This is a genomic window from Arthrobacter sp. R1-13 (genome assembly GCF_054161475.1).
Genome location: NZ_CP096420.1, coordinates 4,161,482 through 4,184,530, shown reverse-complemented (window position 1 = coordinate 4,184,530; position 23,049 = coordinate 4,161,482). Strand labels below are relative to the sequence as shown.

Genomic DNA, 23,049 nt, shown 5'->3' with positions numbered 1-23,049 from the left:
CAGCCGGAATCGGGGTCAGGAACGGGTGCGCCCGCTTGGTAAACTGGACCCGCTGAACCCGACTATTGACCGCCAGCTCCAACCTTTGATAATCGAATTCCTGACGTTGCGGAGATACCAGTGATTACAGTCCTTGCCGTGCATTTTGCGGTGGCTGCACTGGCGCCCTTTTTGTTCGGGAAATTCGGCAGGAATTCGTTCTACGCGTTGGCCCTGGTTCCCGCCGCATCGTTCCTCTGGCTGATCCTCCAGCATGCTTCGGTGTACTCGGCGTCCGCCGGACAAGCGGCGCAACCAGGGGCCGCCGTCGAGGTGATTCCCTGGATCCCTGAGCTCAAGCTTGAACTGGCCTTCCGGCTGGACGCCCTGGCGTGGGTGATGTCGCTGTTGGTCCTTGGAATCGGATCGCTGGTGCTCGTGTACTGCGCCCGCTATTTCAAGGACAAGGACAGCGATCTGGGCGGCTTCGGGGCCCAACTGCTGGCATTCGCCGGCGCAATGTTCGGCCTGGTCACTGCCGATGACCTGCTGCTGATGTTCATTTTCTGGGAGCTCACCACTGTCCTGTCGTATTTGCTGATCGGTTACGCCAGGACCAGGCTGTCCGCCCGCCGCTCTGCCCTCCAGGCCCTCGTGGTCACCACGGCCGGCGGCTTGAGCATGCTGGTTGGCTTGATCATCCTTGGCCACAGCGCCGGCACGTACCGGATTTCAGCCATCCTGGAGCAGGCTCCGGCACTGATAACAGGGAACGCCGCCGGGGCGGTCAGTGCCGCCGTCGTACTTATCCTGGTTGGCGCGGTGACAAAGTCCGCTCTGGTCCCTTTCCACTTCTGGCTCCCCGGAGCCATGGCGGCCCCGACGCCGGTGAGTGCTTATCTGCATGCAGCCGCAATGGTCAAGGCCGGCGTTTATCTGGTGGCCCGGCTGGCTCCGGGCTTCGCGGAAACAAGCTTTTGGCTGCCGCTGGTGCTGGGGCTGGGCCTGGCCACGATGCTGGTAGGCGGCTACCGGGCGCTGCGGCAGACCGACATCAAGCTCATCCTGGCCTACGGCACCGTCAGCCAGCTCGGCTTCCTGATCATGGTGGTGGGCCTGGGCAAGCCGGATGCCGCCCTGGCGGGACTCGCTTTGCTGCTGGCCCACGGGCTGTTCAAGGCCACGCTGTTCCTGGTGGTGGGCATTATCGACCACCAATCAGGTACGCGGGACATCAACAAACTCTCCGGTGTTTTCAGCTCATCCCGCGCCCTGGGCATTGTGGCTGCCGTGGCCGCCGCGTCCATGGCGGGAGTGCCGCCACTGGCGGGATTTGTCGCCAAGGAGTCAGTGTTCGTGGCGTTCGTGCACCACGCTGCAACGCCAGGCGCCGGGCAATCGCCGGTCTGGGGTTATGTGGTGCTGATCGGGCTGGTGCTGGGCTCGGTCCTGACGTTCGCCTATAGCGCGCGCTTTATGTGGGGAGCCTTCGCCACCAAGCCGGGCGTTGAACGCACACAGTTCAAGCCCATCAGGCCATCGTTCCTGGCGGCACCTGCAGTGTTGAGCCTGCTGACGATCGCGTACGGCCTCTGGCCTGTGCCCGTTGACGGATGGCTGCAGCCTTACGCGGCCCTTTTCGGTACCGGCAGCGTAGACGGAGGAGGAGCCGACGGCGGCAGTGTGGCCGGCGAGGCAGGCCACCTTGCGCTCTGGCACGGTTTCACGCTGGCGTTGGGCCTCACGGGAGTCACCTTTGTGCTCGGCTGGGCCATGTTCCGCTGGCGCGCCGCCCTCTCCCGTCTTCAGGAGAGGGTCCCGGGCTGGATCGACGGCGACCGCTCCTACCAGCTGACCATCGGCGCACTGGACGACGTTGCAGTCTGGGTCACCGGGCGCACCCAGCGAGGATCACTGTATTTTTACCTCGCCGTCATTCTGTCTGTAGCGTTTGTCCTGCCGCTGGCCGCTCTCGTCGCGGCCAACAAACCACTGCCCGGTGACTTGTATTTCATCGACCCCAACTCACCGCTGCAGATAGTGGTGGGCGCGGGGATCGTGATCGGAGCGCTGGCCGCGGTGAAGGCTAACAAGCGCTTCCTGGCCGTGCTCATGGTGTCCGTCACGGGCTATGGAATCGCACTGATGTTCGCACTCCAGGGCGCTCCGGACCTTGCCCTGACGCAGATGCTGGTGGAAACCATCATCCTGGTTGCCTTCGTCCTTGCCATGCGCAGCCTGCCGGCTGAGCTGCGGGACAGAACGGGAGGCAAGTACAGGATTACCCGCGTGATCATCGGTATCGGTTTTGGAATCACCATGATCTTCGTGGGCATCTATGCCATGGGTGCCCGAATCGCCGAGCCGGTCTCGCTTGCCTTCCCGAGACTGGCGTACGAAGGCGGTGGCGGTTTGAACACGGTCAACGTCACGCTCGTTGACATCCGGGTCTGGGACACCTTCGGCGAAATTTCGGTATTGGCGCTCGCCGCCACCGGCGTAGCGAGCCTGATCTTCATCCGGGGCCGGGGTGACGGCATCAAAGCGTCATCATCGGTCGCGGCAGGAACGGTGGGCCGGCGGACCAGCGTCGTGCGTAACTCCCGTGACAGCGCGGCCCTGGAACTGAGCCGCAAATTCGCGGCATCAACCCGCGACGCCTGGCTTGTTGCCGGCCGGACGCTCGCCCCCGAACGCCGCTCCATCATCTTCGAGGTGGTGACACGACTCCTGTTCCACTCGATGATCATCTTCTCCTTGTACCTGTTGCTGGCAGGCCATAACCTGCCCGGCGGCGGCTTTGCCGGCGGGCTGATGGCGGGCCTCGCCCTGACCATCAGGTACCTGGCCGGCGGCCGTTTCGAACTCAGTGAGGCAACCCCCATCAGCGCCGGCACCCTGCTGGGCACCGGCCTGGCGACGGCGGCCGCTTCCGGAGTTGTCCCGCTGCTGCTCGGCGGGCAGGTTTTCCAGACGGCCATTATCGAGCTGTGGCTGCCCGTCTTTGGCGATATCAAGTTTGTCACCTCCACCATCTTCGACATCGGCGTCTACATCGTGGTGGTAGGGCTCGTCCTGGACGTTCTGCGAAGCCTGGGGGCTGAAATCGACGAACACTTCGAGGAAGAACCAGCGGAGCCAACAGCCGAGCAGGAACCCGACGGAACCACGGCTGAAACCACAGCAAAGGGCAAGGCATGAGTGTAAACCTGACGCTGCTCACAGTCATGGGTGCGCTGTACGCCTGTGGCATTTACCTGATCCTCGAACGCAGCCTTACCCGCGTCCTCTTAGGCCTGATGCTCCTGGCTAACGCCACCAACCTGCTCATCCTCACTACGGGTGGGTACGCCGGGCTGGCGCCGATCTTCAGCAAAGATACGGCGCCGGGTGACTACAACGACCCCTTACCGCAGGCGCTGATCCTGACGTCGATTGTGATTTCGTTTGCCGTCACCGCTTTTATGCTGGGCATCATCTATCGCACCTGGGTGCTGGGCCGGCAGGACGAGATCCAGGACGACCTCGAGGACCTCCGTGTCGCCGAAACCCCCAGCTACGATGCCGAAGACGACGCGGAAGTTCCCGTGGAAACCTCTGAGTTTCCGCTCACTATGCTCGGCACCGACGGACGGGCAGTCTCCAACAGGCCCCCGGGCAACGATAGAGGCAGCGGAGATCCACACCCTCATGACACTGTCCGGGCGGGCAGTGCGGTGCTGACGGTTGAGGACGCGGCGGCAGAGGAAAAACCCGGTTCCACCAACATCGACCCCGGACCGGGAGGAGGCGGAAAGTGAACATTGCCAGCCTTGCGCCGCTCGCCGTCGTACTTCCCGTCCTGGGAGCTGCCCTCACCTTCGTGCTGATCCGGCACTCCCGGGCCCAACGGGTGGTGAGCATTACTCTTCTGTCCCTCACGCTGTTGCTGGAGTGCGTCCTGCTGGCCTCCGTCTGGAACGGCGGGACCGCCGCTGTGAACATTGGGGGCTGGCTCCCGCCGTGGGGAATCGTGCTGGTGGTGGACCAGTTCTCATCCCTGATGCTGGTGGTGTCGTCCTCGGTGAGCCTGGCGGTGCTGGTCTATGCAACCGGACAGGGAATGGCCGACGGCGACCAGGACGCCCCGCTCTCCGTTTTCCACCCCACCTACCTGATCCTCGTGGCCGGCGTCTCCAACGCCTTCCTCTCGGGTGACCTCTTCAACCTTTATGTGGGCTTCGAAATCCTGCTCACAGCCAGCTACGTGCTGATGACCCTCGGCGGAACCGGCCCCCGGATCCGGGCAGGCGTCACGTACGTCGTGGTGTCGGTGGTGAGCTCCGTGCTGTTCCTGATCGCCATCGCCATGATCTACGGGGCCACAGGCACCATCAACATGGCCGACCTCGCTATCAAACTTGCCGAACTCGATCCCGGGACGCGCACGCTTCTGCACGTTATGCTCCTGGTGGCCTTCGGCATCAAGGCCGCGGTGTTCCCGCTGTCCTTCTGGCTTCCGGACTCGTATCCGACGGCACCTGCTCCGGTCACCGCCGTCTTTGCCGGCTTGCTGACCAAGGTAGGGGTCTACGCCATCGTCCGGACGGAAACCCTCCTTTTCCCGGGAGACACCCTCAATGCCCCGCTCATGATAGCCGCGCTGCTGACCATGGTGGTGGGCATACTCGGCGCCCTGGCTCAAAGCGACATCAAGCGTCTGCTGTCGTTTACGCTGGTGAGCCACATCGGCTACATGGTGTTTGGGCTTGCCATGTCCTCGGTAGCCGGCTTGGGCGCCGCGGTGTTCTATGTAGCGCACCACATCACCATCCAGACCAGCCTGTTCCTCGTCACTGGCCTGATCGAACGCCGTGGCGGGAGTTCCTCGATGGACCGGGTGGCCGGCCTGGCCAAGCTGTCACCGCTGCTGGGACTCCTGTTCTTCGTTCCGGCCATGAACCTCGCCGGCATTCCACCGTTTTCAGGCTTCCTCGGCAAGCTGGGCCTGATGCAGGCGGGCGTTCAGTTGGGCACGCCCCTCGCCTACGCCCTGGTCATCGGCGGGGTGCTCACAAGCCTTCTCACGCTGCTGGCCGTTGCGAGGGTGTGGAACCGTGCCTTCTGGCGGAAGCCCAGCGACGCGGAACACCCTGATCCCGTGCTCCTCGCGGCTCCCGGGCACGCGGACACTGGAACGCGGCACGGGCGCAAGAACGTCGTGCTGCTGCCGCGCACCATGGTGGGCTCCACCATGGCGCTGGTGCTTTTGGGCATAGGGCTGACAGTCTTTGCCGGCCCGATCTTCAAGGTAGCCGATCAGTCCGCGCAGGACATGCTGGACAGGACGTCCTACATCCAGGCCGTGCTCGGGGACAACGCGCCGGTCCCTGCGATTGCCCTGCCTGATTCAGAACCGCCGGCTTCAGGGGCGGCTGAGTCACCGGAGCCAGCACTCTCAGGAGCAAACAAATGAGCCGCCGACGTGTGTCGCTGCGGCAGGAACTGCCGCTGCTCGTCTGGCTCGTGTTCGTCTGGGGCGCGCTGTGGCAAAACTTCAGCCCTGGAAACCTCTTGTTCGGCGCTGTCCTGGCCGTGCTCGTGGCCCGCATGTTTTACCTTCCTCCGGTGGAGTTGAGCGGCCGGTTCAGCATTCTGCAGGCCATTCCGTTTTCGCTGCAGTTCCTTGCAAAAGTAGCGGCAGCCAGTTTCCAGGTCTTCTACCTCGCCGTCGCCCGCGGCCCCAAGGTGACCAACGCCGTCGTCGCCGTCCCCCTGCGCAGCCACTCTGACCTCATGGTGACGGCTACCGGTCACGTCATCTCCCTGATCCCCGGTTCTCTCGTGGTGGAAGTGGACAGGTCCACCTCCACGCTCTACGTCCACGCCCTGAACGTGCGGAACGCCGACGACGTCGTCAAGTTCCGGAGGTCTGTCCGAGAGGCGGAAGCCGGACTGATCCGGATCATGGGTACAGCAGAAGAACTCGCGGCACTCAAACAGGAGGTTGGCGCATGATGCAGCTTATTCTGGTGATAACTGCAGTGACCCTGTCCCTTGCTGCGGCAGGGGCGATCGTCCGGATTGCCGTTGGCCCTTCGCTCCTGGACCGGGTGCTTGCTGCGGACGTCCTGCTGGCCATCCTGGGAGCCGCGCTGTGCATTGACATGGCCGTCAACCGGCACCTGAACAACCTGATGCTTGTTGTGGCCGTCTCTGTCATCGGCTTCATAGGATCAGTCACTGTGGCCCGTTTTGTGGCCGACCGGCGGGAGCAGCCCAGTGACTCCTGATACCACTGTGGACACGGTGATCGACGCCGTCTCGGCCGTCTTTATGGTGGTGGGTGCGGCGATGTCGCTGGGGGCTGCCATCGGGCTGCTGCGCTTCCCGGACCTCATGAGCCGCATGCACGCCGCCACCAAACCCCAGGTGCTGGGGCTCTTCCTGCTGCTGGCCGCTGTGGGGCTGCAGTTGCGGACATGGTGGGTCTGGCCGGTACTGCTCCTTGCCTGGATCTTCCAGCTGCTGACTGTTCCGGTCTCGGCGCACATGGTGGGCCGGGCAGGTTACCGGACCAAGCACCTCCACCGCGAGCTGCTCAGTACCGACGAGCTGGAAGCCGTGGTGCAGAAGGCGGCCGCCAAGGACACAGCGGAGTTCGCCTCAGAGGACGGCGACGACCCCGCCTGAGCGGTGAGCGGCAGCCCGCCTGGCAAGCCCTAAACGATGTCCTGGGTCTTGGCGAAACGGGTGATAGCCCGCTGGGTTCCGCGGTTCGCGAGGACCTGGATGATGGCGCTGACCGACGCGGAGACCAGCGCAAACGTCAATGCTGTGCGGAGCGTGGTGGGTACGTCATCCTTGTCGCCCTTGGGAGGCTTCCGGCCGGTGACCTTTTCCCAGGCCGCATCCACTACCTTGGTCCCGGCATAACCGGCCAGCAGGCTGATGCCCGTACCAAGCAACTTGATGAAAAAACTCATTTCCAGGGGCTCCTAACAGTAAAACAGGAGGAAACGGGACTTCCCCTAGACTAACGGCATCGTCGACGGAGTTCGGCCAAGGGCGGCACAGAGGGGCGCTGTATAGTGCCCGCTATGGACGACAAGGGGATTCTGCACCAGTACCTGAGCACCCGCAGGGCCAACCTCCTGGGAAAACTCGACGGCTTATGCGAATACGATGCCCGCAGGCCAATGACGCCTACGGGCACCAACCTGCTGGGCTTGGTCAAGCATGTAGCAAGCGTTGAACTGGACTACTTCGGGCTGGTCTTCGGACGGCCCAGCGGACGCGACCTGCCCTGGCTGAGCGATGACGCAGAACCGGACGCCGATCTGTGGGCGGCCCCTGAGGAAACGCGCGAGGAGATCATCGAGCTGCACCATTTCGCCGCTGCACATACCGATGCCACCATCGCGGCGCTCCCGCTGGATGCCTCAGGTGAGGTTCCGTGGTGGCCGGAAGAACGACGCCGGGTGACTCTCCACCAGATCCTTGTCCATATGTGCGTGGAGACCGCCCATCACCTGGGGCACGCCGATATCCTCCGCGAACTCATTGACGGCTCTGCAGGCCAGCGGACGGGCGATCCGAATCTCTCGGTACGCAGCAGCGACGAGTGGGTGACTCACCGGGTCCGGCTTGAAGCCGCCGCGCGTGAGGCTGCTGTCCGGGAGGCAGCCGCCCTTGAGGCTACTGCCCGTGACGACGCTGCCAGCTAGGAGGCTGCTACTCCCGCCGTTCCTCTCGGACAGGTCTGAGACGGGCAGGCATCCCCTCCGCTGACACAGGCGGAAAGGTACACGTGAACTCGCCGCGGTAACCGAACAGGAAACCGAAGACAGGGTTCCGGACCTGCATCTGGATGGTGAACACGCCGCGCTGATCGTCATAAGCTTCGAACAGATCAGCTGTCCCCGTCAGGAAAGCGGGAAAGGTGAAACCCAGCCTGCCTTCGTAGAAGCGCTGCCCTTCGGACCTCAGGTGGAGGGACCCGTCCGGAAGGACTTCGAGCTTCAGATCTGTGGCCAGATGCTGGTGCGTCCCCAGGTAGTCCACAATGCCGCCCGTTTCTTCGCTGTAGATCATGGTGGCATCGAACCGGCGTTTCTTGCCCGGCTTCACAGTCATGGTCCGCACGAAGGTCACAGTCGGGCGCCCAAAGCCATCAACGTAGGGGTAGTTTTCGATGGTGAAGGGGATGTCCTTCCCCTGGTCTGGAAAGAGGATGTTCCGGAAAGCGCCGAAGCGGAGGAAAGGAACAGTCCACCACGCCCCGCGGCGCACTTCCGAGAAGTTGCCGCTTCCGATGCAGGCATAGCCTAAGTCAAGGTCCACGCCGAAGCGCCGTTGCAGCATCGGGTGCAGCCGGTGGAAATCCGGGCCCAGGGCCGTCGCGAAGATGGAGGTCATACCCCTGCCCCCTCAAGTTGTCGCTGGGTCCTGTGGTCCGGTTCCGGCAGTGTCTTCAGTGACGCCGGCGCTTCCGCCGGACCCCTGTCCGGTGGCTGACGAAGGCAGCGTTTTGCCTTGGGCACCGTTGGATGGGAGGGCAGCGTCAGGGCCAAAGCGCCAAGGGTCACGCCAAGTGCCGCAGCGGAAGCCGTGCGTGCCGCAACAGCATGGCGAAGGAGCGCCGCCGCTCCGGCGAGGCCGGCGGTGCGCGCTGCCGCGTCAAGGAACCACGCGTTGCGGCTCCGGGCCGGATCAACGCCCGACTCGGCCCACAGACGAAGCCGGTCAAAGCTTAACGATGTCGCCCAGCCGAGACCGGGGCGGATGAACCGTGCGTCCAGCGTTCGCCCGATGGCGCCCATGCCGGGAGCATAGTTGTAGCCGGTGATGAAGCGGATGCCCTGATCCACGGGTACGTAACGCCAGTAGCCCGAGCCGGGACCGATCGGCGAGAGAGGGTTGCTGGTGGAGAACTTAAGCACCGACGTCGCCTGTCCGCCTGCTGTCGTTTTATTGCCCAGCGATGTGCCGATGCCACTGATGGCGTAAAACGGCAGCCGGAACTCATACCGGAACTGTGAATGCCCGTCGTTGCCAAGGCCCGTCGGGATGATCCTGGAGAACCGGAGATCCCAGCGCGGATGGAGGTCCGGGTCCTGGCTCAGCTCCCAAAGTCTTTCCATCGGGGCGTGGATCAGGATTTCAACGTAAATCTGCTTGCCGCGCGCGGGCACGTCCTTGCTTCGCATTTCCCCCATCTCAGGATCATAAGCGTGTCAGGGAGTCAACTGGTAACGCCGTCAGCCGGGCTTGATGTTCTGGTTGAGCCTGAAGAAGTTCGTCGGGTCGTACTTGCGCTTGAGTGCCTTGAGCCGGTCGTACTTGGCGGCACCGTAGGCCTGCCTGACCCGCTCCTCGCCCTCTTCCATGAGGAAGTTGACGTAGACGCTGGTGTGGTGGGGCTCGAGGGCCGCCCAGTAGTTGCGGGCCCATTCGCGCTCAGCATCGAAGCCGTCGGCGGTCATGCTGTTGCCGTTGATGTTGAAGGTGAACCCGGCTTGGCGGCCATTGAACGCGGTGGCACCGTCTCCGACACGCCCCACCGCTCCGCCCATCTGCCAGAGACCGATGCTGGTGATCGGCGAGGTGATGCGCATGCCATGCTCGACGACGATGTCAATGACGTCGTCGTCCAGCGCTGCGACGTCACAGGACCGGACGTAGTAGGACCAGCCGTGGGGGAACGATGGATCGAACATCTTCTGATGCTCTAGAAAGGGTTTTGGCCGGCAAAGATCGAGCACAGGCGAACCGAATTCCTTGAGGGGTCGCAGGACCCGTTCGCCCTCCTCGACCTGTCCTGCATAGCAGGCTGCGATCGCAACGACGTGCTTTCCGACCAGGTCAGGCGGGACGACCGGCAGCGCCGGCGCCCTTCTCTGCACCGCGATGGTCATAAGCTCGTCGGGGCAGTCCCCGATCCAGTCCCGATAAAAGCGCAGCACTTCCGGAGCATCTTCCATCGGCCAGAAGACCGGACCCGCCATTACGTAGGGGCCCACAGGGTTAAGACGGAACTCGAACTGGGTGACTATGCCGAAGTTCCCGCCACCGCCCCGCACGCCCCAGAAGAGGTCGGCGTTCTGATCCTCGCTGGCCCTGACCAGTCCGCCTTCGGCGGTGACCACATCTACGGACAGAAGCTGATCAATCGTCAGCCCGTACTTGCGCATGACCCACCCGAGGCCGCCGCCCAGCGTGAGGCCCGCCACTCCGGTGTGGGTGACGATTCCCGAAGGAACAGCGAGACCGAACTCCTGCGTCTCGCGATCCAGCTCGCCAAGGAGTACGCCGGCTTGAACACGGGCCGTTCCGGCCTCGGGGTCCACTCGAATCCCTTTCATGGGACCGAGATCAATAAGCATGCCGTCGTCGCACACTGACAGCCCAGGGAAGCTATGACCGCCTCCCCGCACGGCGACCAGCAGGTCTTGCGAGCGGGCGAGCCGGAGGGCAGCGCGTATATCTGCGACACCGGTGCAGCGCGCTATGAGTGCGGGATAGCGATCAATCGATCCGTTCCACACCTTGCGATGGGCGTCGTAACCAACATCATCCGGCCGGAGGAGTTCACCCCGAAAGGATGTCTGTAGTTCATCGACAGCACCGCTGTCGATCTCCGTGCTCTCTGCCATAGCCTCACGGACCTCTCTTCTCTGAGCAGATTCCCACCGTTCGGACTAACTGACAAGAGGGAATCGGGGGACCAATCATCGGCTCAGGCGTGCTCCACCAGGGCCCTAAGGTTGGCTAGCGCCTTTTCGTCGTCTCGCTTGAACATCAGCGTCAGAAGGGGTATGGCGAACCGGGCCAGCCCGGTCACTTGGAAATCCACATTGCTGATGAGCCGACAGGTGTTGGCGCCGGTGGGCTCGACCAGATAGGAGGCGACTCCGGTCATCTTGCCCGAGGGAATCTCGAAGGCGACGAAGCGGCCGGGCTCGTATGCAATGAAGCGGTTACGGGCGACGACCTTCATCCCTGCGAATCGCCGCGTTAATTCATGCTCGGTGCCAACGCCGATAGGACCCAGCGTGATACGCCGTATCTCATCGATGCCGCTTTGCCATTGGGGAGCGTTCGTGTGGTCTGCAACGAAGTCGAAGACCTTTGAAGCCGGAGCCTGAAGCTCAATTCGCGATTCCAGTTGGAGCCTTCTCACGAGGTGTTCTCTCAGCGTCGGAGCCACGCCGTCGCGTGCGAGCTCATGAGGGCCGAAGTCATCGGACCGTTCAGTCCGTGACAGACCTGACAGGGCCATGGCAATGGAGAGGACGGTGCCGAGGACGGTCAGGGGAGTGGTTTTCATATCGGGGTGCCGGAAGGATGCCCGGACGCTGCGCTCACTCAGGTAGCCGTAGATGTACCCGAAGCCTAGCCATCCCAAGGCCCTCCCCACCCAGGGCCGCGGCTTGCCAAAGAGCATCAGGATGCCAATAGCTTGGGCCCCAAGGACCGGCCACGGCGCGGCCATCCCGCTGCCTAGGGCAGGGTTCCACATGTCCCGGGCGACGTTCTCGGGCTTCCCGCGCCCGGACGGAGTGTCATACGGCACCCGGTCACGGATCGCCTTCCGTGCGCCCGCAACGTGGACAAGCAGTTGCGCCATCGAAACCGCTGCGAGGATTTTCATGGTCCATCCCTTACATTGAACCGTGGCTGCAGGGTCAACGTAGCCCTCAGCGGGAAACGGGTCAATACCCCCAATCGGAACGGACAACCGGCACCTAGAGGCCCCGCCAGTCGGCAAGAGTCCTACGCCACCGATTGTGACATCGGCACAAAAATTTCAAGCACCGTCAGGTGTAAACTGGACAACGCCCACAAGGGCAGATTGATTACGACAGGGGAGCGCCGCCGTCGGGCATTACCGGGATTCCGGGAGTGCGATGGATGGGCGCTGAGAGTGCGGACAGCCGCAGACCCTCGAACCTGATCCGGTTAGTACCGGCGCAAGGGAGTCGAGTTCTCAGAGTGTCCGGCAGAAGCGGCGCAATCCGCGGTAGCCGGGGAGCACTTTCCCCTCCTGTTCCTCAGGAGGAAGACATGACTGGAATTTCTGCAAAGCAGACCCCCACTGCCAGCAAAAAGAGTTGGCGCGTTGTGGACATTGTGGTGGCGGCGCTGATTGCCGTCGCCGGAGGCGTGATCTTCTGGGCATGGTCCCAGGGCGCCAACGTTATTTCGGCTCCGCTTAATGCGGTTTACCCGCCCCTGACCGGGCTCTACGCAGGTGGCTGGATGATCCCCGCGGTGCTGGGGATGCTCATCATCCGTAAGCCGGGCGCGGCCCTCTTCTGCGAGACAGTGGCGGCAACGGGCGAGCTCCTCATGGGCTCGCAGTACGGCACCACCGTGCTGATTTCCGGCCTGCTGCAGGGCCTTGGCGCCGAACTGGTGTTCGCGGCGTTTGTGTACAAGAAGTTCAACCTTCCGGTCGCTTTGCTTGCCGGCGCCGGGGCGGGACTGTTCTGCGGCCTGAACGATTCGTTCGCGCCCTGGGGCTGGAACATCGCCTACGCAGCCGGCGACAAGGCAGCCTACATCCTGTTCACGGCAATCTCGGGTGCCGTCATTGCCGGGGCCCTGTCTTGGATCGCCACCCGTGGCCTCGCGAAGACCGGAGTTTTGAGCTCCTTCGCCTCCCGTAAGGCTGCGACGGAGCCCGTCTTCTCCTGATGACTCCGATTCGCGACGGCGGCGTCCGCCCTGCCGGGGTAACGGCACAAGGGTGGGCCTGGCGGCACGCCGGGAGGCCCAGCCCTGCCGTCCAAGGGCTTGATCTGGACATCCGCCCGGGGGAGCGGGTGCTCCTGCTCGGCCCCTCGGGTGCCGGTAAGTCCACGCTCCTGCACGCCCTCGCGGGGGTGCTCGGCGACACGAACGACGACGGCGAGGCCGGGGACTCCGACGAGTCCGGTTCGCTGCTCATTGACAGCCAGCCGCCACGTGCCCAGCGCGGGCGTGCCGGGCTAATGCAGCAGGATCCGGAAACGCAGGTGATCCTGTCCCGGCTCGGCGACGACGTCGCGTTCGGTGCCGAAAACCTTGCAGTACCCCGGGCGGAGATCTGGGCACGTGTGCATGAGGCGCTCGACGACGTCGGGCTGGGTCACTTGCCGTTGGACCACCCGACGTCCGCCCTGTCCGGCGGGCAAAAGCAGCGCCTGGCGCTCGCCGGCATCCTGGCCATGCGTCCCGGACTCATTCTGCTGGATGAGCCCACCGCCAACCTCGATCCAGCCGGGGTGCTGGAAGTCCGTGACGCCGTGAGCCGTTGTCTGGAGAAGACCGGCGCAACCCTGGTGGTGGTAGAGCACCGTGTTGCGGTGTGGAAAGACCTTGTGGACCGCATCGTGGTGCTGCAGCCGGGAGCTTCGAATGAGGGCGCGGTGCTCATTGACGGAACGCCTGACCGGGTCCTGGAGCAGGCAAAGGAGATGCTGATCAGGGCGGGCGTCTGGGTTCCCGGCCATATTCCGGCGACCCGCCCGCGGGGTTCAGTTGCTGCGTTGCCCCCCGGCAGCACCGGTACCGGCCAGCTGCTCCTCGCCGCGGAAGAGCTTGCGGTCTCGCGTGAACAGCCCCGGCGTCGCGGCTTCAAGACGCTTCCTCCCACACCCGTGCAAAGCGGGATATCGGCGCAGGTTCGCGCCGGCGAAGCTCTGACCGTCACGGGGCCTAACGGCTCGGGAAAGTCCACCTTTGCCCTCACGCTGGCCGGGCTGCTGAAGCCTGTGGCCGGAGCGGTATCTGCCACCCTTGAGCTCAGCGCCGGCGCAGGAATTGATCCATACAAGTGGAAGGCCGAACAGCTGATTTCCAGGATCGGCACGGTGTTCCAGGAACCTGAGCACCAGTTTGTCACCGGCAGAGTCTTGGACGAGCTCCTTTTCGGCCCCCGGCATCTGGGTCATGGCGAGGAACGCGTCGACGAACTCCTGGAGCGGCTCAGGCTCACTTCCCTCGTGGACGCCAACCCCTACACACTGTCCGGAGGCGAAAAGCGACGGCTCTCGGTGGCTACAGTACTGGCCGCCCACCCGCAGGTGCTGGTGCTGGATGAGCCCACTTTTGGCCAGGACGCCAACACCTGGGCCGAACTCGCCTCTTTCCTCTCCGAGCTCCTGGACGCCGGAGCCGCAGTGGTTTCCGTGACCCACGACCAGGAATTCTCCTCGGTCCTCGGCGGCACCGAACTCGCAATGGGGACTCCGGAAATGGTGGCATCATGAGGGAAGCCCTGACCCTCCGGGGTGAATCGCTCCTCAGCCGCGCCAACCCGCTGGCTAAGTTTGTCGCCGTCTTCCTCATCACGCTGGTCCTGGCGTTGTCCATCGACTGGGTCTCGGCGACTGTGGCGCTGGGCTTCGAGCTGCTGCTGTTCCCGTTGGCAGGACTGACTCCGTTGCTCCTGTGGCAGCGGGGCTGGCCTCTGATCATCGCCGCAGCCCTGGGCGGCTGGAGTACCGCCATCCTGGCTCCGGACACCGGAAGGATACTGCTCGACGTCGGCATCTGGTCCATCAGCGCAGGTTCCCTTGAACTGGGGCTGGGATTTATGCTCCGGGGGCTGGCAATTGCACTGCCGGCGGTGCTGCTTATGAGCTGCACCGACCCTACAGACCTTGCCGACGCCCTGGCCCAAAAAGCGAAACTGCCGCACCGCTTCGTCCTGGGAACTCTGGCTGCGATGCGCCTTGTAGGGCTTATGGCGGAGGAATGGCAAACCATCGGGATGGCCCGCCGCGCGCGTGGAGTAGGTTCCCGCGGCGCTCCCTCGCAGCGGCTCCGGGCCACGCTGGGCCAGAGTTTCGGGCTCCTGGTGCAGGCCATCCGGCGCGCTTCAAGGTTGGCGGTCACTATGGAGGCGCGTGGGTTCGGCGGAGCCCAGCGGACGTGGGCGCGTGAATCCACGTACAGCAGGCTGGACATCTGGGTGCTCGTGGGCGGAACGGTGATCGCTGCTGCCGCCGTGACTGCCGCGATCGGCGCAGGGACGTGGAACCTGGTCTGGGCGGCAACCGGTTAACGGTGCTGATGTAGCCCTCCCGAACGTTCTGGCTCCCAGGAACGGCCTCACAAGCGGCCCTCGCCAACACGAGCGGTCTGGAGCCGCAAAGACGGCCCGGGCAAGCAACGTTTATGCGGGGCGGGGCCGGTTGCGCCGGGAACCTGCACGGGGAGCCTCTTCTACCCAGTCTCGTATCGCACCAGACGGGTAAGAATGTGTCGTTACTCCCAAAACCAGCCGTTTCTCAGAGTTTGCAGCTCATAAATGATATATTTTTGATATGACTCAAGAGACTGCGGAATCTGTCGGCGCCATGCTTCGCGATGCCAGGACGGAAAAAGGCTGGACCCAGGGCCAGCTGGCCGCAGAGCTTGGAACAAGCCAGAGCGCCATCGCCCGGATGGAACAGGGCAAGCAGAATCTGAGCCTCAAGATGATCCAGCGGCTGGAAACCATCTTCGGCCACGCGATCGTCAAAGTGGGCCGGCCACAGATGACCCACCTCCGGGTGGAAGGCGGACTCACCCTGTCCGGCTCGGTGGACGTAAACAGCAGCAAGAACGCCGGAGTTGCGCTTCTCTGCGCCAGCCTGATCAACAGGGGGACCACTACTCTCCGCAGGCTGGCCAGGATCGAGGAAGTCAACAGGATCGTGGAGGTGCTCACCAGCATCGGCGTCGAATGCACCTGGCTCAACGCCACGGACCTGCAGATCTGCAGGCCGGCAGTTCTGGACCTGGGCTCGATGGACGCCGAAGCCGCCCGCCGCACACGCAGTGTGATCATGCTGCTGGGCCCCTTGCTGGATGAGTCGGCAGAGTATCGCCTCCCCTATGCCGGAGGGTGCGATCTGGGCACGCGTACCGTGGAACCGCACATGCAGGCACTGCGGCAATTCGGCCTTTCAGTTGAGGCAAGCGCAGGATTTTACGCAGTCCAGGCCCCGCTATCGGATGAGCAAGACCGCTCCTTTGTGCTCAGCGAACGCGGCGACACCGTCACCGAAAACGCCATCATGGCCTCAGCACACCGCCGCGGAACCACTGTCATCCGTAACGCCAGCCCCAACTACATGGTTCAGGACCTTTGCTTCTACCTGCAGATGCTGGGCGTGGAGATTGAGGGGGTGGGCACCACCACACTGAAGATCACCGGCCAGCCCTCTATAGACGCCGACGTCGAATATTTCCCGTCAGAAGACCCGATCGAGGCGATGAGCCTCATTACGGCCGGCATCGTAACCAATTCCGAGGTCACTGTCCGTCGGGTGCCCATCGAGTTCATGGAGATCGAACTGGCAACCCTCGAGCAGATGGGGCAGGAGCTGGAGGTGTCCGGCGAGTACTTTGCCCGCAACGGGCGCACACGGCTGGTTGATGTCACAACCAAGCCATCCGAGCTGCATGCTCCCCAGGACAAAATCCATCCCATGCCGTTCCCCGGCCTGAACATCGACAATCTGCCGTTCTTCGCCGTGATTGCCGGGAACGCCGAGGGGCAGACGATGATCCACGACTGGGTGTATGAGAACCGCGCCATCTACCTGACAGAACTGAACAAGCTCGGCGCTCAGGTACAGCTGCTGGATCCACACCGCATTTACGTTAACGGGCCCACTAAGTGGCGCGCTGCAGAAGTGGGCTGCCCGCCTGCGCTCCGTCCGGCGGCTTGCCTGCTGCTCGCGATGCTGGCTGCCCGGGGCGTTTCCGAGCTCCGCAACATCTACGTTATCGAGCGCGGCTATGAAGATCTCGCAGAACGCCTTAACACGCTTGGCGCCCGGATCGAGTACTTCCAGGACTAAGCCCTGCACTGAGCACTGACGCACAATGGATCTATGCGGACCTTTGGCGTGGAGGAAGAACTGCTCATTGTGGACCCTGACACGGGGGAGCCGCTGGCGTTGGCCGACGCGCTGCTGGCCGTCCGGCCCCCCACTGCCGACGACGACGCCCCGGATTCTGAGGGCGACAGGGGACTGACTGCCGAGCTCAAGCTGGAGCAGATTGAAACCCAGACCCTGCCCTGCCGGGACCATACGGAGCTCCTCCAGCAGATCCGGGACGGCCGGGCCATGGCGGACCAGGCTGCCCGGCAGCACGGTGCGCGTGTGGCTGCACTCGCCACGTCGCCCATTGCCTCCATAACCCACACCACACCAGACCCGCGGTATGCGGCCATCAAGGAGCGTTTCGGCCTTACTCTGCACGAGCTGCTCACATGCGGTTTCCACGTCCATACCTTCATCGAATCCCCTGAGGAGGGTGTGGCCGTGCTGGACAGGATCCGGGACAAGCTGGCCATCCTTGTTGCCCTGAGTGCCAATTCGCCGTTCTGGAACGGAGTGGAGACCGGGTTTGAAAGCTACCGCACCCAAGCCTGGAACCGCTTGCCGACGTCGGGTCCTTCGGCGATCTTCGGCACCTTGCCCGTATACCGGCGTACCGTTGCCAGGCTCTTGGAAACAGGAGTGCTCCTTGACGAGGGGATGATCTACTTCGATGCCAGGCTGGCCCGGAACCATCCCACTGTAGAGGTGCGGGTGGCGGACGTGTGCCTCCGCGCGGAGGATGCGGCCCTTATCGCAGTGCTGGTCCGCGCCCTGGTCGAAACGGCAAGCCGGGAATGGCGGGACGACGTTGATCCGATCCCGGTTCCCACCGTCCTGCTGAGGACGGCATCCTGGCAGGCCAGCAACCGCGGGCTTCGCAGTGAGCTCCTCCATTTCGGCACCTTCACGCCTGCCCCCGCCGCCGACGTCGTGAACGCCCTGGTGGACTACCTCGAACCGGTTCTGCGGGAGCAGGGTGAGCTGGAACTGGTCCGGGCAGGAGTCATGCGGATCCTGTCTCATGGCACCGGTGCTGAGCAGCAGCGGCGCGCACGGGAAGAAGCGGGGTCGGGTGCGGCGCTCGACGGCGGCGGGCTGAGCGCCGTCGTCGCCCGCGCGGTGGAGGTCACCATGCGCGGAGCCGACGCGGTTCCGACGGGGGCCCAATTGCCCGTCCTCCAGCGCGTGAGGCGTGGCTGATCCGGCAGCGTGCGGTCCCGGGTCGGGGGCGATGCCGTACCGGGTAATAAACAAATGCAGGCTCCCGGGGTATCAGGAGCCTGCACTTGTTTTTTACGGCTGGGTTTCACCAGTGCCGCTTTCGGTCACCGCCACCTCAGGGGGAAATGGCGGTGACCGAAGCTTTAGGTTAGGGGAGTGCCCCTTCCGTGGTTTGTGTGGCAATTGTTTGCCCTGCACGGCGCCGGCGGACGCTGACCATAACCAAGCCGGCGATCAGGAGCACCAGGGCTGCTCCGAGTCCGGTGAGGATGTTTGTTCCGGTGTTGGCCAGGGCGGCGGCCTGCGTGGTCACTTTGTGGGTGGTGGTGCAGTCCGGGTTCTGGTCCTGGGCCGGTACACACACGCCTCCGATGCCGGGGGTGACAATGTTGGTGAGTGTGCCGTCCCCGGATCCTACTGCGCCGGTGGTGACGGAGTAGGTGATGGTGACTACGTCCCCAACGGAGAGGTTCCCGTTCCAGGTCAGTTTGTCACTGGACCGGTCCACGTTGACGCTCCCGGCCGAGGCTGTGGCGTCGTTGTTGTAGGCGGCGTCGTCCAGGACCTTGGCCAGGTCATCGGTGGCGACGGCTGCGGTCACTGATCCGGGCCCGGTTTGGCGGACCTGGACGGTGTAGGTGACCTTGTTCCCCTCGACCACGTTGGAACCGTTATCGGGGTCCGAGGTCTTGGAGACGGTGTAGCCGCCCTGGAGGTGGGTGGTGGTGCAGTCCGGGTTCTCATCCTCGGCCGGAACGCATTCTCCTCCGGGTCCGGGGGTAACCACGTTTGTCAGGGTTCCGTCGCCGGCGCCGAAAGTGCCGGTGGTGACGGAGTACGTGATGGTGACTACGTCCCCGACCGCCAGGTCCCCGGTCCAGGTCAGTTTGTTGCTGGCCTGGTCCACCGTGACGTTCCCGGCCGAGGCCGTGGCGTCGTTGTTGTAGGCGGCGTCGTCCAGGACCTTGGACAGGTTATCGGTGGCGAGAGCACCAGGTACGGTTGCCGGCCCGGCCTGACGGACCTGGACGGTGTAGGTGATCTTGTTGCCCTCGGCGACGGAGGAGCCGTTGGCCGGATCCGAAGTCTTGGAGACCGTGAAGCCGCCCTTGAGGTGTGTGGTGGTGCATGCGGTGGTCTGGCCTTCGGCCGGGACACATTCGCCTCCGGTGCCGGGGGTGACAACGTTGAGTAGTTCGCCGTCGCCGCCGTCCAGCGGTCCTGTCACCGTGACTGAGTACGTCAGGGTGATGGTCTGTCCGGGCATGATCTGTCCGGCTGACCAGGAGAGGGTGTCGCCGGTGACAGTGGCGGTACCGCTGTCCGGTTCGACCACGGTGACGTCGCCGTTGTAGTCGGCGTCATCCAGAACCCCGGCCAGGCTGTCTGAAATTGACGGGTTCGGATAGGGTGCGGCGCTGGTTGCCGGTTCGGTGATGGTGACCGTGTAACGGATCACGTCGCCGGGTTTGACGTTGGTGCCGGCTGCGGGGTCCGCGGTCTTTGTCACCCTGTAGGGCTCCGGCACGAGGAAGCCTGCGGGGTCTGTCGGTTCCAGGGGTGGCCCGTCCGGTGGGGTGACTGCGGCTGTAGCGGTGTTGATGGTGGTACCGACTGCTGCTGTCATAGCGCAGTTCACTGTGGCTGAGGCGCCTACGGCGATGCTGGGAATGGTGGTGCCGCAGTCCGGGATCAGTGAATCGGAGACAAGGACGTTGGTGAGCTCACCGCTGCCCTTGTTGGTGGCAATGATCCGGAACGGAACAGTGTCTCCGACCAGGTACTGCGGGTAGTCAGCGGTGGCGTTCGCGTCCCTCCAGTCCGCGTCGTTGGCCGGGTCCCCGCCCTTGACGAGGACGTACTTCTTCAGGTCCATGGCGTAGCAGTCACCGATAACGGCTGTTGCTGAGGAGAGCATCGGCAGCATGGTGTGCCCGGCGATGGAGTTGGCTGTGTTGACCAGGACCTGACCGGGCTTGTTGTCCCCGGCGGCCGGGGCAACACAGTCCGTCCCTGCCGGGGTGGCGAAATTAATCGAGATCCGCTGGGACGCACCGGGTTCCAGGGCCGGGCCGATAATCCTGACCGCGGTGGGGTTCGGAACAGCGGTGGTGGACCAGTTCACGGAGTTGCCCGTGACGGAGCCGGGGGCGTCGCCGTTGGAACCATCCCTGGGGTCATTGCTCAGGTCACCGGAAGGCCACGTCGTGTAGTAGACGGTGGAACCGGCCGGGGCGTCCACTCCGGTGATGGTGTAGGTTCCGTCGATGTTCGTCCCGCCGGCGTCGCCGGCCACGGGCAGGATGTCGATGGTGTCCGTGAACGGGTTCACGACAGGGTCCTGGGAATTGACGATCAGTTCCCACGAGGAGGTATCCCCGTAGAAGGAGAGCACGTTATCGGCCGCGGACTTCCCCAGTGTGGTGGCCGAGGAGTTCGGGACCGTCACCGTCGCCGACGCTGACCGGGCACCGACCGGGCGCTGGTCACCTGGAACGCTGATCACGGCTGTGTTTGTCAGTTTGCTGCCCGGAACCGGGGTTCCGTCCTCCGGGACCTGGGCCTGGTAGCTGATGGTCTGGTCCACGTTGGCAGGGACATCGGTGAAGTCCCAGGTAATGGTCCGCCCGTCAAGGGAAACCGATGACGGCGCAGGGCTTGCCGAGCCTTGGACGTACACCATGCCCTCGGGAAGGGTGTCCACTACCGGGAACGAGACAGGCGGGGGGCTGGTGACGAGGTTATCCGCCTTGGCCGTGATCGTGTACGGGATCGGCACACCAGGCTGGGCCGTTGTCTCCGTGGTCGCCTTCGTGATCACACCCTGCGGGCCCTGGAGCCGGAAAGCATCCCCGGAGCCATTCATGTTCGGCCCGAAAGTGCTGCCCGGCAGATCAATACCACCGGGGGCGCTGCTGATGTTGTGCCAGCCGTTCAGAGACGGATACTCCGGGTAAGCGCCCGGCGTCGGGTGGTTGAACGCTCCGACAGTCCAGCCTTCACCGCTGGTGGGCGCGTCAGGGGAAATGTAACCAAAGGCACGGAGGAATGTGTGCGGTGAACGGTCCACAGCCGGGTCCCAGGTCATCTTCACACCGGTCACGCCCGCTGGAAGAGTCATCAGGCTATCGGTCGTGACCCGAGGGTCAGTCAGTGAGGTGCCCGCAGCCGGGGAAATCTCGGTCCACATGCCACTCGGTGCAGTCTGGCCGCAGGTTTCGGTCTTGGGGTTAATGGCAGCGGTGGTGTAGAAGTACCGCGCCGTCGGGTAGTTGATGTACGAGTTAACACCACCGATAAGACCGTCCCAGCCTCCGCCGTCCACATGGGTAGGAATGAAGGCCGGGTTCTGGTTCATCGTGCAAATGCCGGCCATCTGAGCACCGCCGGGGCCCGTATAGGACTCCCAAACGGTGCTGTTGGCCTGCATATACATCCGCAAGTCGACGTCCTCGCCAGCGTTGGATGCTGCCACCAATTCCTCATACGTGTCCATGCCGGGGATCGGCAGGGGCATGTCCTGGCTGGTGCCGGGGCTGACCCAAAGGTTCGCGTCCCAGGGGGTGCGGGAATAGGTAGGTGTTCCGATCCAGTGGTTGCTGAAGCCGCCCGGTGGCGGGAGGGTGGCGGAGGAGACGTTGTTGGTCTGGGGGTCGGGGGAGGTCACCCCGTCAGTGAACGTAAAGGCAGGGGAACCGGCCGCGCTGAACGTGTAGGTGGTGAGCACAGTGACAGGCGTAGGGATACTGAATTCGATCGTGCCCGAAGCGATGTAAGCGCCGCTTCCCGGCAACGGCGATCCCATGCTGTCATTGACCGGGGTGTTGACCAGGGTGTAGGTCAGGTCTGAGACAGTGACGGAGTAGTTGGCACCCGAACCGGTGACTGCACAGGTGGGGAAGTTGGTTCTGTCGGTCTGTGCGGGGTCCGAGTAGGGTTGGCCCGTTGACCTTGAGCGAGCACCGACGGGGACGCAGTTTTCAAACTGGAAGCCCGTCATGGCACCGGCAACCGAGCCCGTGACGTTGACGGGGAAAGTGTAGGAGGCGGGGCCGGGACGGCTCCCGGCGTCAAGGATCAGCGAGTAGTTCATCTTGATGAACGTGCGGTTGCCTCCGGAGCGGCTTTCCTGAATGCCTCCCTGGTACCCTTGGCCGGGCGCTGAGACGAGGGAGAGGTCCATCCCGTGGGAGTAGGTGATCGGCAGCGGTGCCGGGCTTGCCGGTCCTGCCGGAGCAATTGCCTCATCCGAAGTCGCGGTGCCGGATGCGGTCAGATTGCCGCCGTTTTCTCCGGAAACCCGGATGGGCGCCTGGATGACGGTGGACGTTCCCTCAACGATGGTCCCTATGTTGCAGACGAGGGTTGTGCCGTCAGCGGAGATCGAGGAAACAGGATCGACATCGGTCTTCTTGCATACGGCGGGCATGCTTGTGAAGACTCCGTTGCCGGCCGTCAGGGTGGCCCGGACGTTGTCTACGGGCTCGTTGAGTTGAGGTGCATCGGCGTCGTTGGTGTTGACATGAAATTCGGCGACGCGGGTGGACGCGAAGGGGGCGTCGGTAGGAGCCGGATCGCCGGCCCAGTTAGCAGTGATCTCGTGAATGGAGCCGGGGGCTGCCCAGGCTGCGGGAAGAGTTCCCATGATAAGTGCTGCCAGCAGTGCGAACGCGACAGTGAAAGACAGAGTCTTTCGCGCCATGCTCCCGTCGATGCTCCTAAGGGGAGTCCGGGAGCCAACACCCTCCCAGAGGTTCCTTGGACCTTTCCCGAGACTTGGGCTCTGACGTAAATAGTTCAACTGAGTACCACCTGACGGTTGGATCAGGGCACAGATTCGACCCCAATGTAGCTTTGGGTCGCGTCATTTACAGCTGATGGCTCTGTAATTTGCTTCCCCCCAAGCTAAATATTAGATGCAACTGTCGGCTTGTCAATTACCGGATAAGTACATTACAAGGCCGTCAATAAAGGTCAGCATGCTTGCCAATATAAACTAATACGG

At 63.6% G+C, this 23,049-nt stretch carries 18 protein-coding genes and 1 riboswitch; of the genes, 12 read left to right on the top strand and 6 right to left on the bottom strand.

Annotated elements, in window-relative coordinates:
• Positions 1–120 precede the first annotated feature (120 nt).
• Genes M1D88_RS19420 through mnhG form a run of 6 tightly spaced genes read left to right on the top strand, consistent with a single transcriptional unit; the run spans position 121 to position 6,651 of the window.
• Positions 121–3,180, top strand: a complete 3,060-nt coding sequence (locus tag M1D88_RS19420) for a Na+/H+ antiporter subunit A (protein WP_458112356.1) — start codon at positions 121–123, stop codon at positions 3,178–3,180.
• Positions 3,177–3,779, top strand: coding sequence for a Na(+)/H(+) antiporter subunit C (locus tag M1D88_RS19415; protein ID WP_458112355.1), 603 nt, complete (start codon positions 3,177–3,179; stop codon positions 3,777–3,779). The genes M1D88_RS19420 and M1D88_RS19415 overlap by 4 nt, the downstream gene beginning before the upstream one ends.
• On the top strand, positions 3,776–5,434 hold the full coding sequence (locus M1D88_RS19410) for a Na+/H+ antiporter subunit D (protein ID WP_458112354.1): 1,659 nt from the start codon (positions 3,776–3,778) through the stop codon (positions 5,432–5,434). Before M1D88_RS19415 ends, M1D88_RS19410 begins: the two co-directional genes overlap by 4 nt.
• Positions 5,431–5,976: a Na+/H+ antiporter subunit E gene (locus M1D88_RS19405; RefSeq protein WP_458112353.1), complete on the top strand. Its 546-nt coding sequence runs from the start codon at positions 5,431–5,433 to the stop codon at positions 5,974–5,976. The genes M1D88_RS19410 and M1D88_RS19405 overlap by 4 nt, the downstream gene beginning before the upstream one ends.
• A complete protein-coding gene (locus tag M1D88_RS19400; protein ID WP_458112352.1) occupies positions 5,973–6,251 on the top strand; it encodes a monovalent cation/H+ antiporter complex subunit F in 279 nt (92 codons plus the stop codon). The genes M1D88_RS19405 and M1D88_RS19400 overlap by 4 nt, the downstream gene beginning before the upstream one ends.
• Complete coding sequence (mnhG, locus tag M1D88_RS19395; RefSeq protein ID WP_458112351.1) at positions 6,241–6,651, top strand: monovalent cation/H(+) antiporter subunit G; 411 nt, start codon at positions 6,241–6,243, stop codon at positions 6,649–6,651. The genes M1D88_RS19400 and mnhG overlap by 11 nt, the downstream gene beginning before the upstream one ends.
• Positions 6,652–6,680: 29 nt before the next feature.
• On the opposite strand, the gene M1D88_RS19390 is transcribed toward mnhG, so the two are convergent.
• Positions 6,681–6,944 (bottom strand): DUF4235 domain-containing protein, encoded by a 264-nt coding sequence (locus M1D88_RS19390; protein ID WP_309106262.1) that lies wholly within the window; start codon positions 6,942–6,944, stop codon positions 6,681–6,683.
• Positions 6,945–7,058: 114 nt separating this feature from the next.
• Here M1D88_RS19390 and M1D88_RS19385 point away from each other — a divergent pair, with 114 nt between their 5' ends.
• The gene (locus M1D88_RS19385; protein WP_458112350.1) at positions 7,059–7,685 is read left to right on the top strand and encodes a DinB family protein; all 627 of its coding nucleotides are present in this window, start codon (positions 7,059–7,061) and stop codon (positions 7,683–7,685) included.
• Positions 7,686–7,692: 7 nt separating this feature from the next.
• Here M1D88_RS19385 and M1D88_RS19380 read toward each other — a convergent pair whose 3' ends face one another.
• The 4 genes from M1D88_RS19380 to M1D88_RS19365 form a co-directional block, all read right to left on the bottom strand.
• Entirely contained in the window at positions 7,693–8,376 is a 684-nt protein-coding gene (locus M1D88_RS19380; protein ID WP_458112349.1) for a DUF4166 domain-containing protein, read from the bottom strand.
• On the bottom strand, positions 8,373–9,167 hold the full coding sequence (locus tag M1D88_RS19375; protein ID WP_458112348.1) for a hypothetical protein: 795 nt from the start codon (positions 9,165–9,167) through the stop codon (positions 8,373–8,375). Before M1D88_RS19375 ends, M1D88_RS19380 begins: the two co-directional genes overlap by 4 nt.
• Before the next feature lie 51 nt (positions 9,168–9,218).
• Positions 9,219–10,613, bottom strand: coding sequence for an FAD-binding oxidoreductase (locus M1D88_RS19370; protein WP_458112347.1), 1,395 nt, complete (start codon positions 10,611–10,613; stop codon positions 9,219–9,221).
• 83 nt (positions 10,614–10,696) lie between these two features.
• Positions 10,697–11,611: an SRPBCC family protein gene (locus M1D88_RS19365; RefSeq protein ID WP_458112346.1), complete on the bottom strand. Its 915-nt coding sequence runs from the start codon at positions 11,609–11,611 to the stop codon at positions 10,697–10,699.
• 202 nt (positions 11,612–11,813) lie between these two features.
• Positions 11,814–11,955: riboswitch (TPP riboswitch) on the top strand.
• 69 nt (positions 11,956–12,024) lie between these two features.
• Between M1D88_RS19365 and M1D88_RS19360 the strand changes: the two genes are divergently transcribed.
• The 5 genes from M1D88_RS19360 to M1D88_RS19340 all read left to right on the top strand — a co-directional run bounded on the left by M1D88_RS19360 (position 12,025) and on the right by M1D88_RS19340 (position 18,023).
• Positions 12,025–12,657 carry an ECF transporter S component gene (locus M1D88_RS19360; RefSeq protein ID WP_458112345.1) on the top strand — a complete coding sequence of 211 codons (633 nt, stop codon included), beginning with the start codon at positions 12,025–12,027 and terminating at the stop codon, positions 12,655–12,657.
• The gene (locus M1D88_RS19355; RefSeq protein ID WP_458112344.1) at positions 12,657–14,213 is read left to right on the top strand and encodes an ABC transporter ATP-binding protein; all 1,557 of its coding nucleotides are present in this window, start codon (positions 12,657–12,659) and stop codon (positions 14,211–14,213) included. Before M1D88_RS19360 ends, M1D88_RS19355 begins: the two co-directional genes overlap by 1 nt.
• Positions 14,210–15,010 carry an energy-coupling factor transporter transmembrane component T family protein gene (locus tag M1D88_RS19350; RefSeq protein ID WP_458112343.1) on the top strand — a complete coding sequence of 267 codons (801 nt, stop codon included), beginning with the start codon at positions 14,210–14,212 and terminating at the stop codon, positions 15,008–15,010. The genes M1D88_RS19355 and M1D88_RS19350 overlap by 4 nt, the downstream gene beginning before the upstream one ends.
• Before the next feature lie 262 nt (positions 15,011–15,272).
• Positions 15,273–16,796 carry a UDP-N-acetylglucosamine 1-carboxyvinyltransferase gene (locus M1D88_RS19345; protein ID WP_458112342.1) on the top strand — a complete coding sequence of 508 codons (1,524 nt, stop codon included), beginning with the start codon at positions 15,273–15,275 and terminating at the stop codon, positions 16,794–16,796.
• Positions 16,797–16,829: 33 nt separating this feature from the next.
• Positions 16,830–18,023, top strand: a complete 1,194-nt coding sequence (locus tag M1D88_RS19340) for a glutamate--cysteine ligase 2 (RefSeq protein ID WP_458112341.1) — start codon at positions 16,830–16,832, stop codon at positions 18,021–18,023.
• Positions 18,024–18,192: 169 nt separating this feature from the next.
• Here the strand turns inward: M1D88_RS19340 and M1D88_RS19335 are convergent, their stop codons facing one another.
• Entirely contained in the window at positions 18,193–22,746 is a 4,554-nt protein-coding gene (locus M1D88_RS19335) for a DUF7927 domain-containing protein (protein ID WP_458112340.1), read from the bottom strand.
• Positions 22,747–23,049: the final 303 nt, after the last annotated feature.

Bases quoted from the DNA above. Each gene is read 5' to 3' on its own strand.
- M1D88_RS19375 (WP_458112348.1), bottom strand. From the start codon at position 9,167: ATGCGAAGCAAGGACGTGCCCGCGCGCGGCAAGCAGATTTACGTTGAA.
- M1D88_RS19400 (WP_458112352.1), top strand. From the start codon at position 5,973: ATGATGCAGCTTATTCTGGTGATAACTGCAGTGACCCTGTCCCTTGCT.
- M1D88_RS19380 (WP_458112349.1), bottom strand. From the start codon at position 8,376: ATGACCTCCATCTTCGCGACGGCCCTGGGCCCGGATTTCCACCGGCTG.
- M1D88_RS19415 (WP_458112355.1), top strand. From the start codon at position 3,177: ATGAGTGTAAACCTGACGCTGCTCACAGTCATGGGTGCGCTGTACGCC.
- M1D88_RS19355 (WP_458112344.1), top strand. From the start codon at position 12,657: ATGACTCCGATTCGCGACGGCGGCGTCCGCCCTGCCGGGGTAACGGCA.
- M1D88_RS19405 (WP_458112353.1), top strand. From the start codon at position 5,431: ATGAGCCGCCGACGTGTGTCGCTGCGGCAGGAACTGCCGCTGCTCGTC.
- M1D88_RS19335 (WP_458112340.1), bottom strand. From the start codon at position 22,746: ATGGCGCGAAAGACTCTGTCTTTCACTGTCGCGTTCGCACTGCTGGCA.
- M1D88_RS19370 (WP_458112347.1), bottom strand. From the start codon at position 10,613: ATGGCAGAGAGCACGGAGATCGACAGCGGTGCTGTCGATGAACTACAG.
- M1D88_RS19365 (WP_458112346.1), bottom strand. From the start codon at position 11,611: ATGAAAATCCTCGCAGCGGTTTCGATGGCGCAACTGCTTGTCCACGTT.
- M1D88_RS19350 (WP_458112343.1), top strand. From the start codon at position 14,210: ATGAGGGAAGCCCTGACCCTCCGGGGTGAATCGCTCCTCAGCCGCGCC.
- M1D88_RS19360 (WP_458112345.1), top strand. From the start codon at position 12,025: ATGACTGGAATTTCTGCAAAGCAGACCCCCACTGCCAGCAAAAAGAGT.
- M1D88_RS19340 (WP_458112341.1), top strand. From the start codon at position 16,830: ATGCGGACCTTTGGCGTGGAGGAAGAACTGCTCATTGTGGACCCTGAC.
- M1D88_RS19385 (WP_458112350.1), top strand. From the start codon at position 7,059: ATGGACGACAAGGGGATTCTGCACCAGTACCTGAGCACCCGCAGGGCC.
- M1D88_RS19390 (WP_309106262.1), bottom strand. From the start codon at position 6,944: ATGAGTTTTTTCATCAAGTTGCTTGGTACGGGCATCAGCCTGCTGGCC.
- M1D88_RS19345 (WP_458112342.1), top strand. From the start codon at position 15,273: ATGACTCAAGAGACTGCGGAATCTGTCGGCGCCATGCTTCGCGATGCC.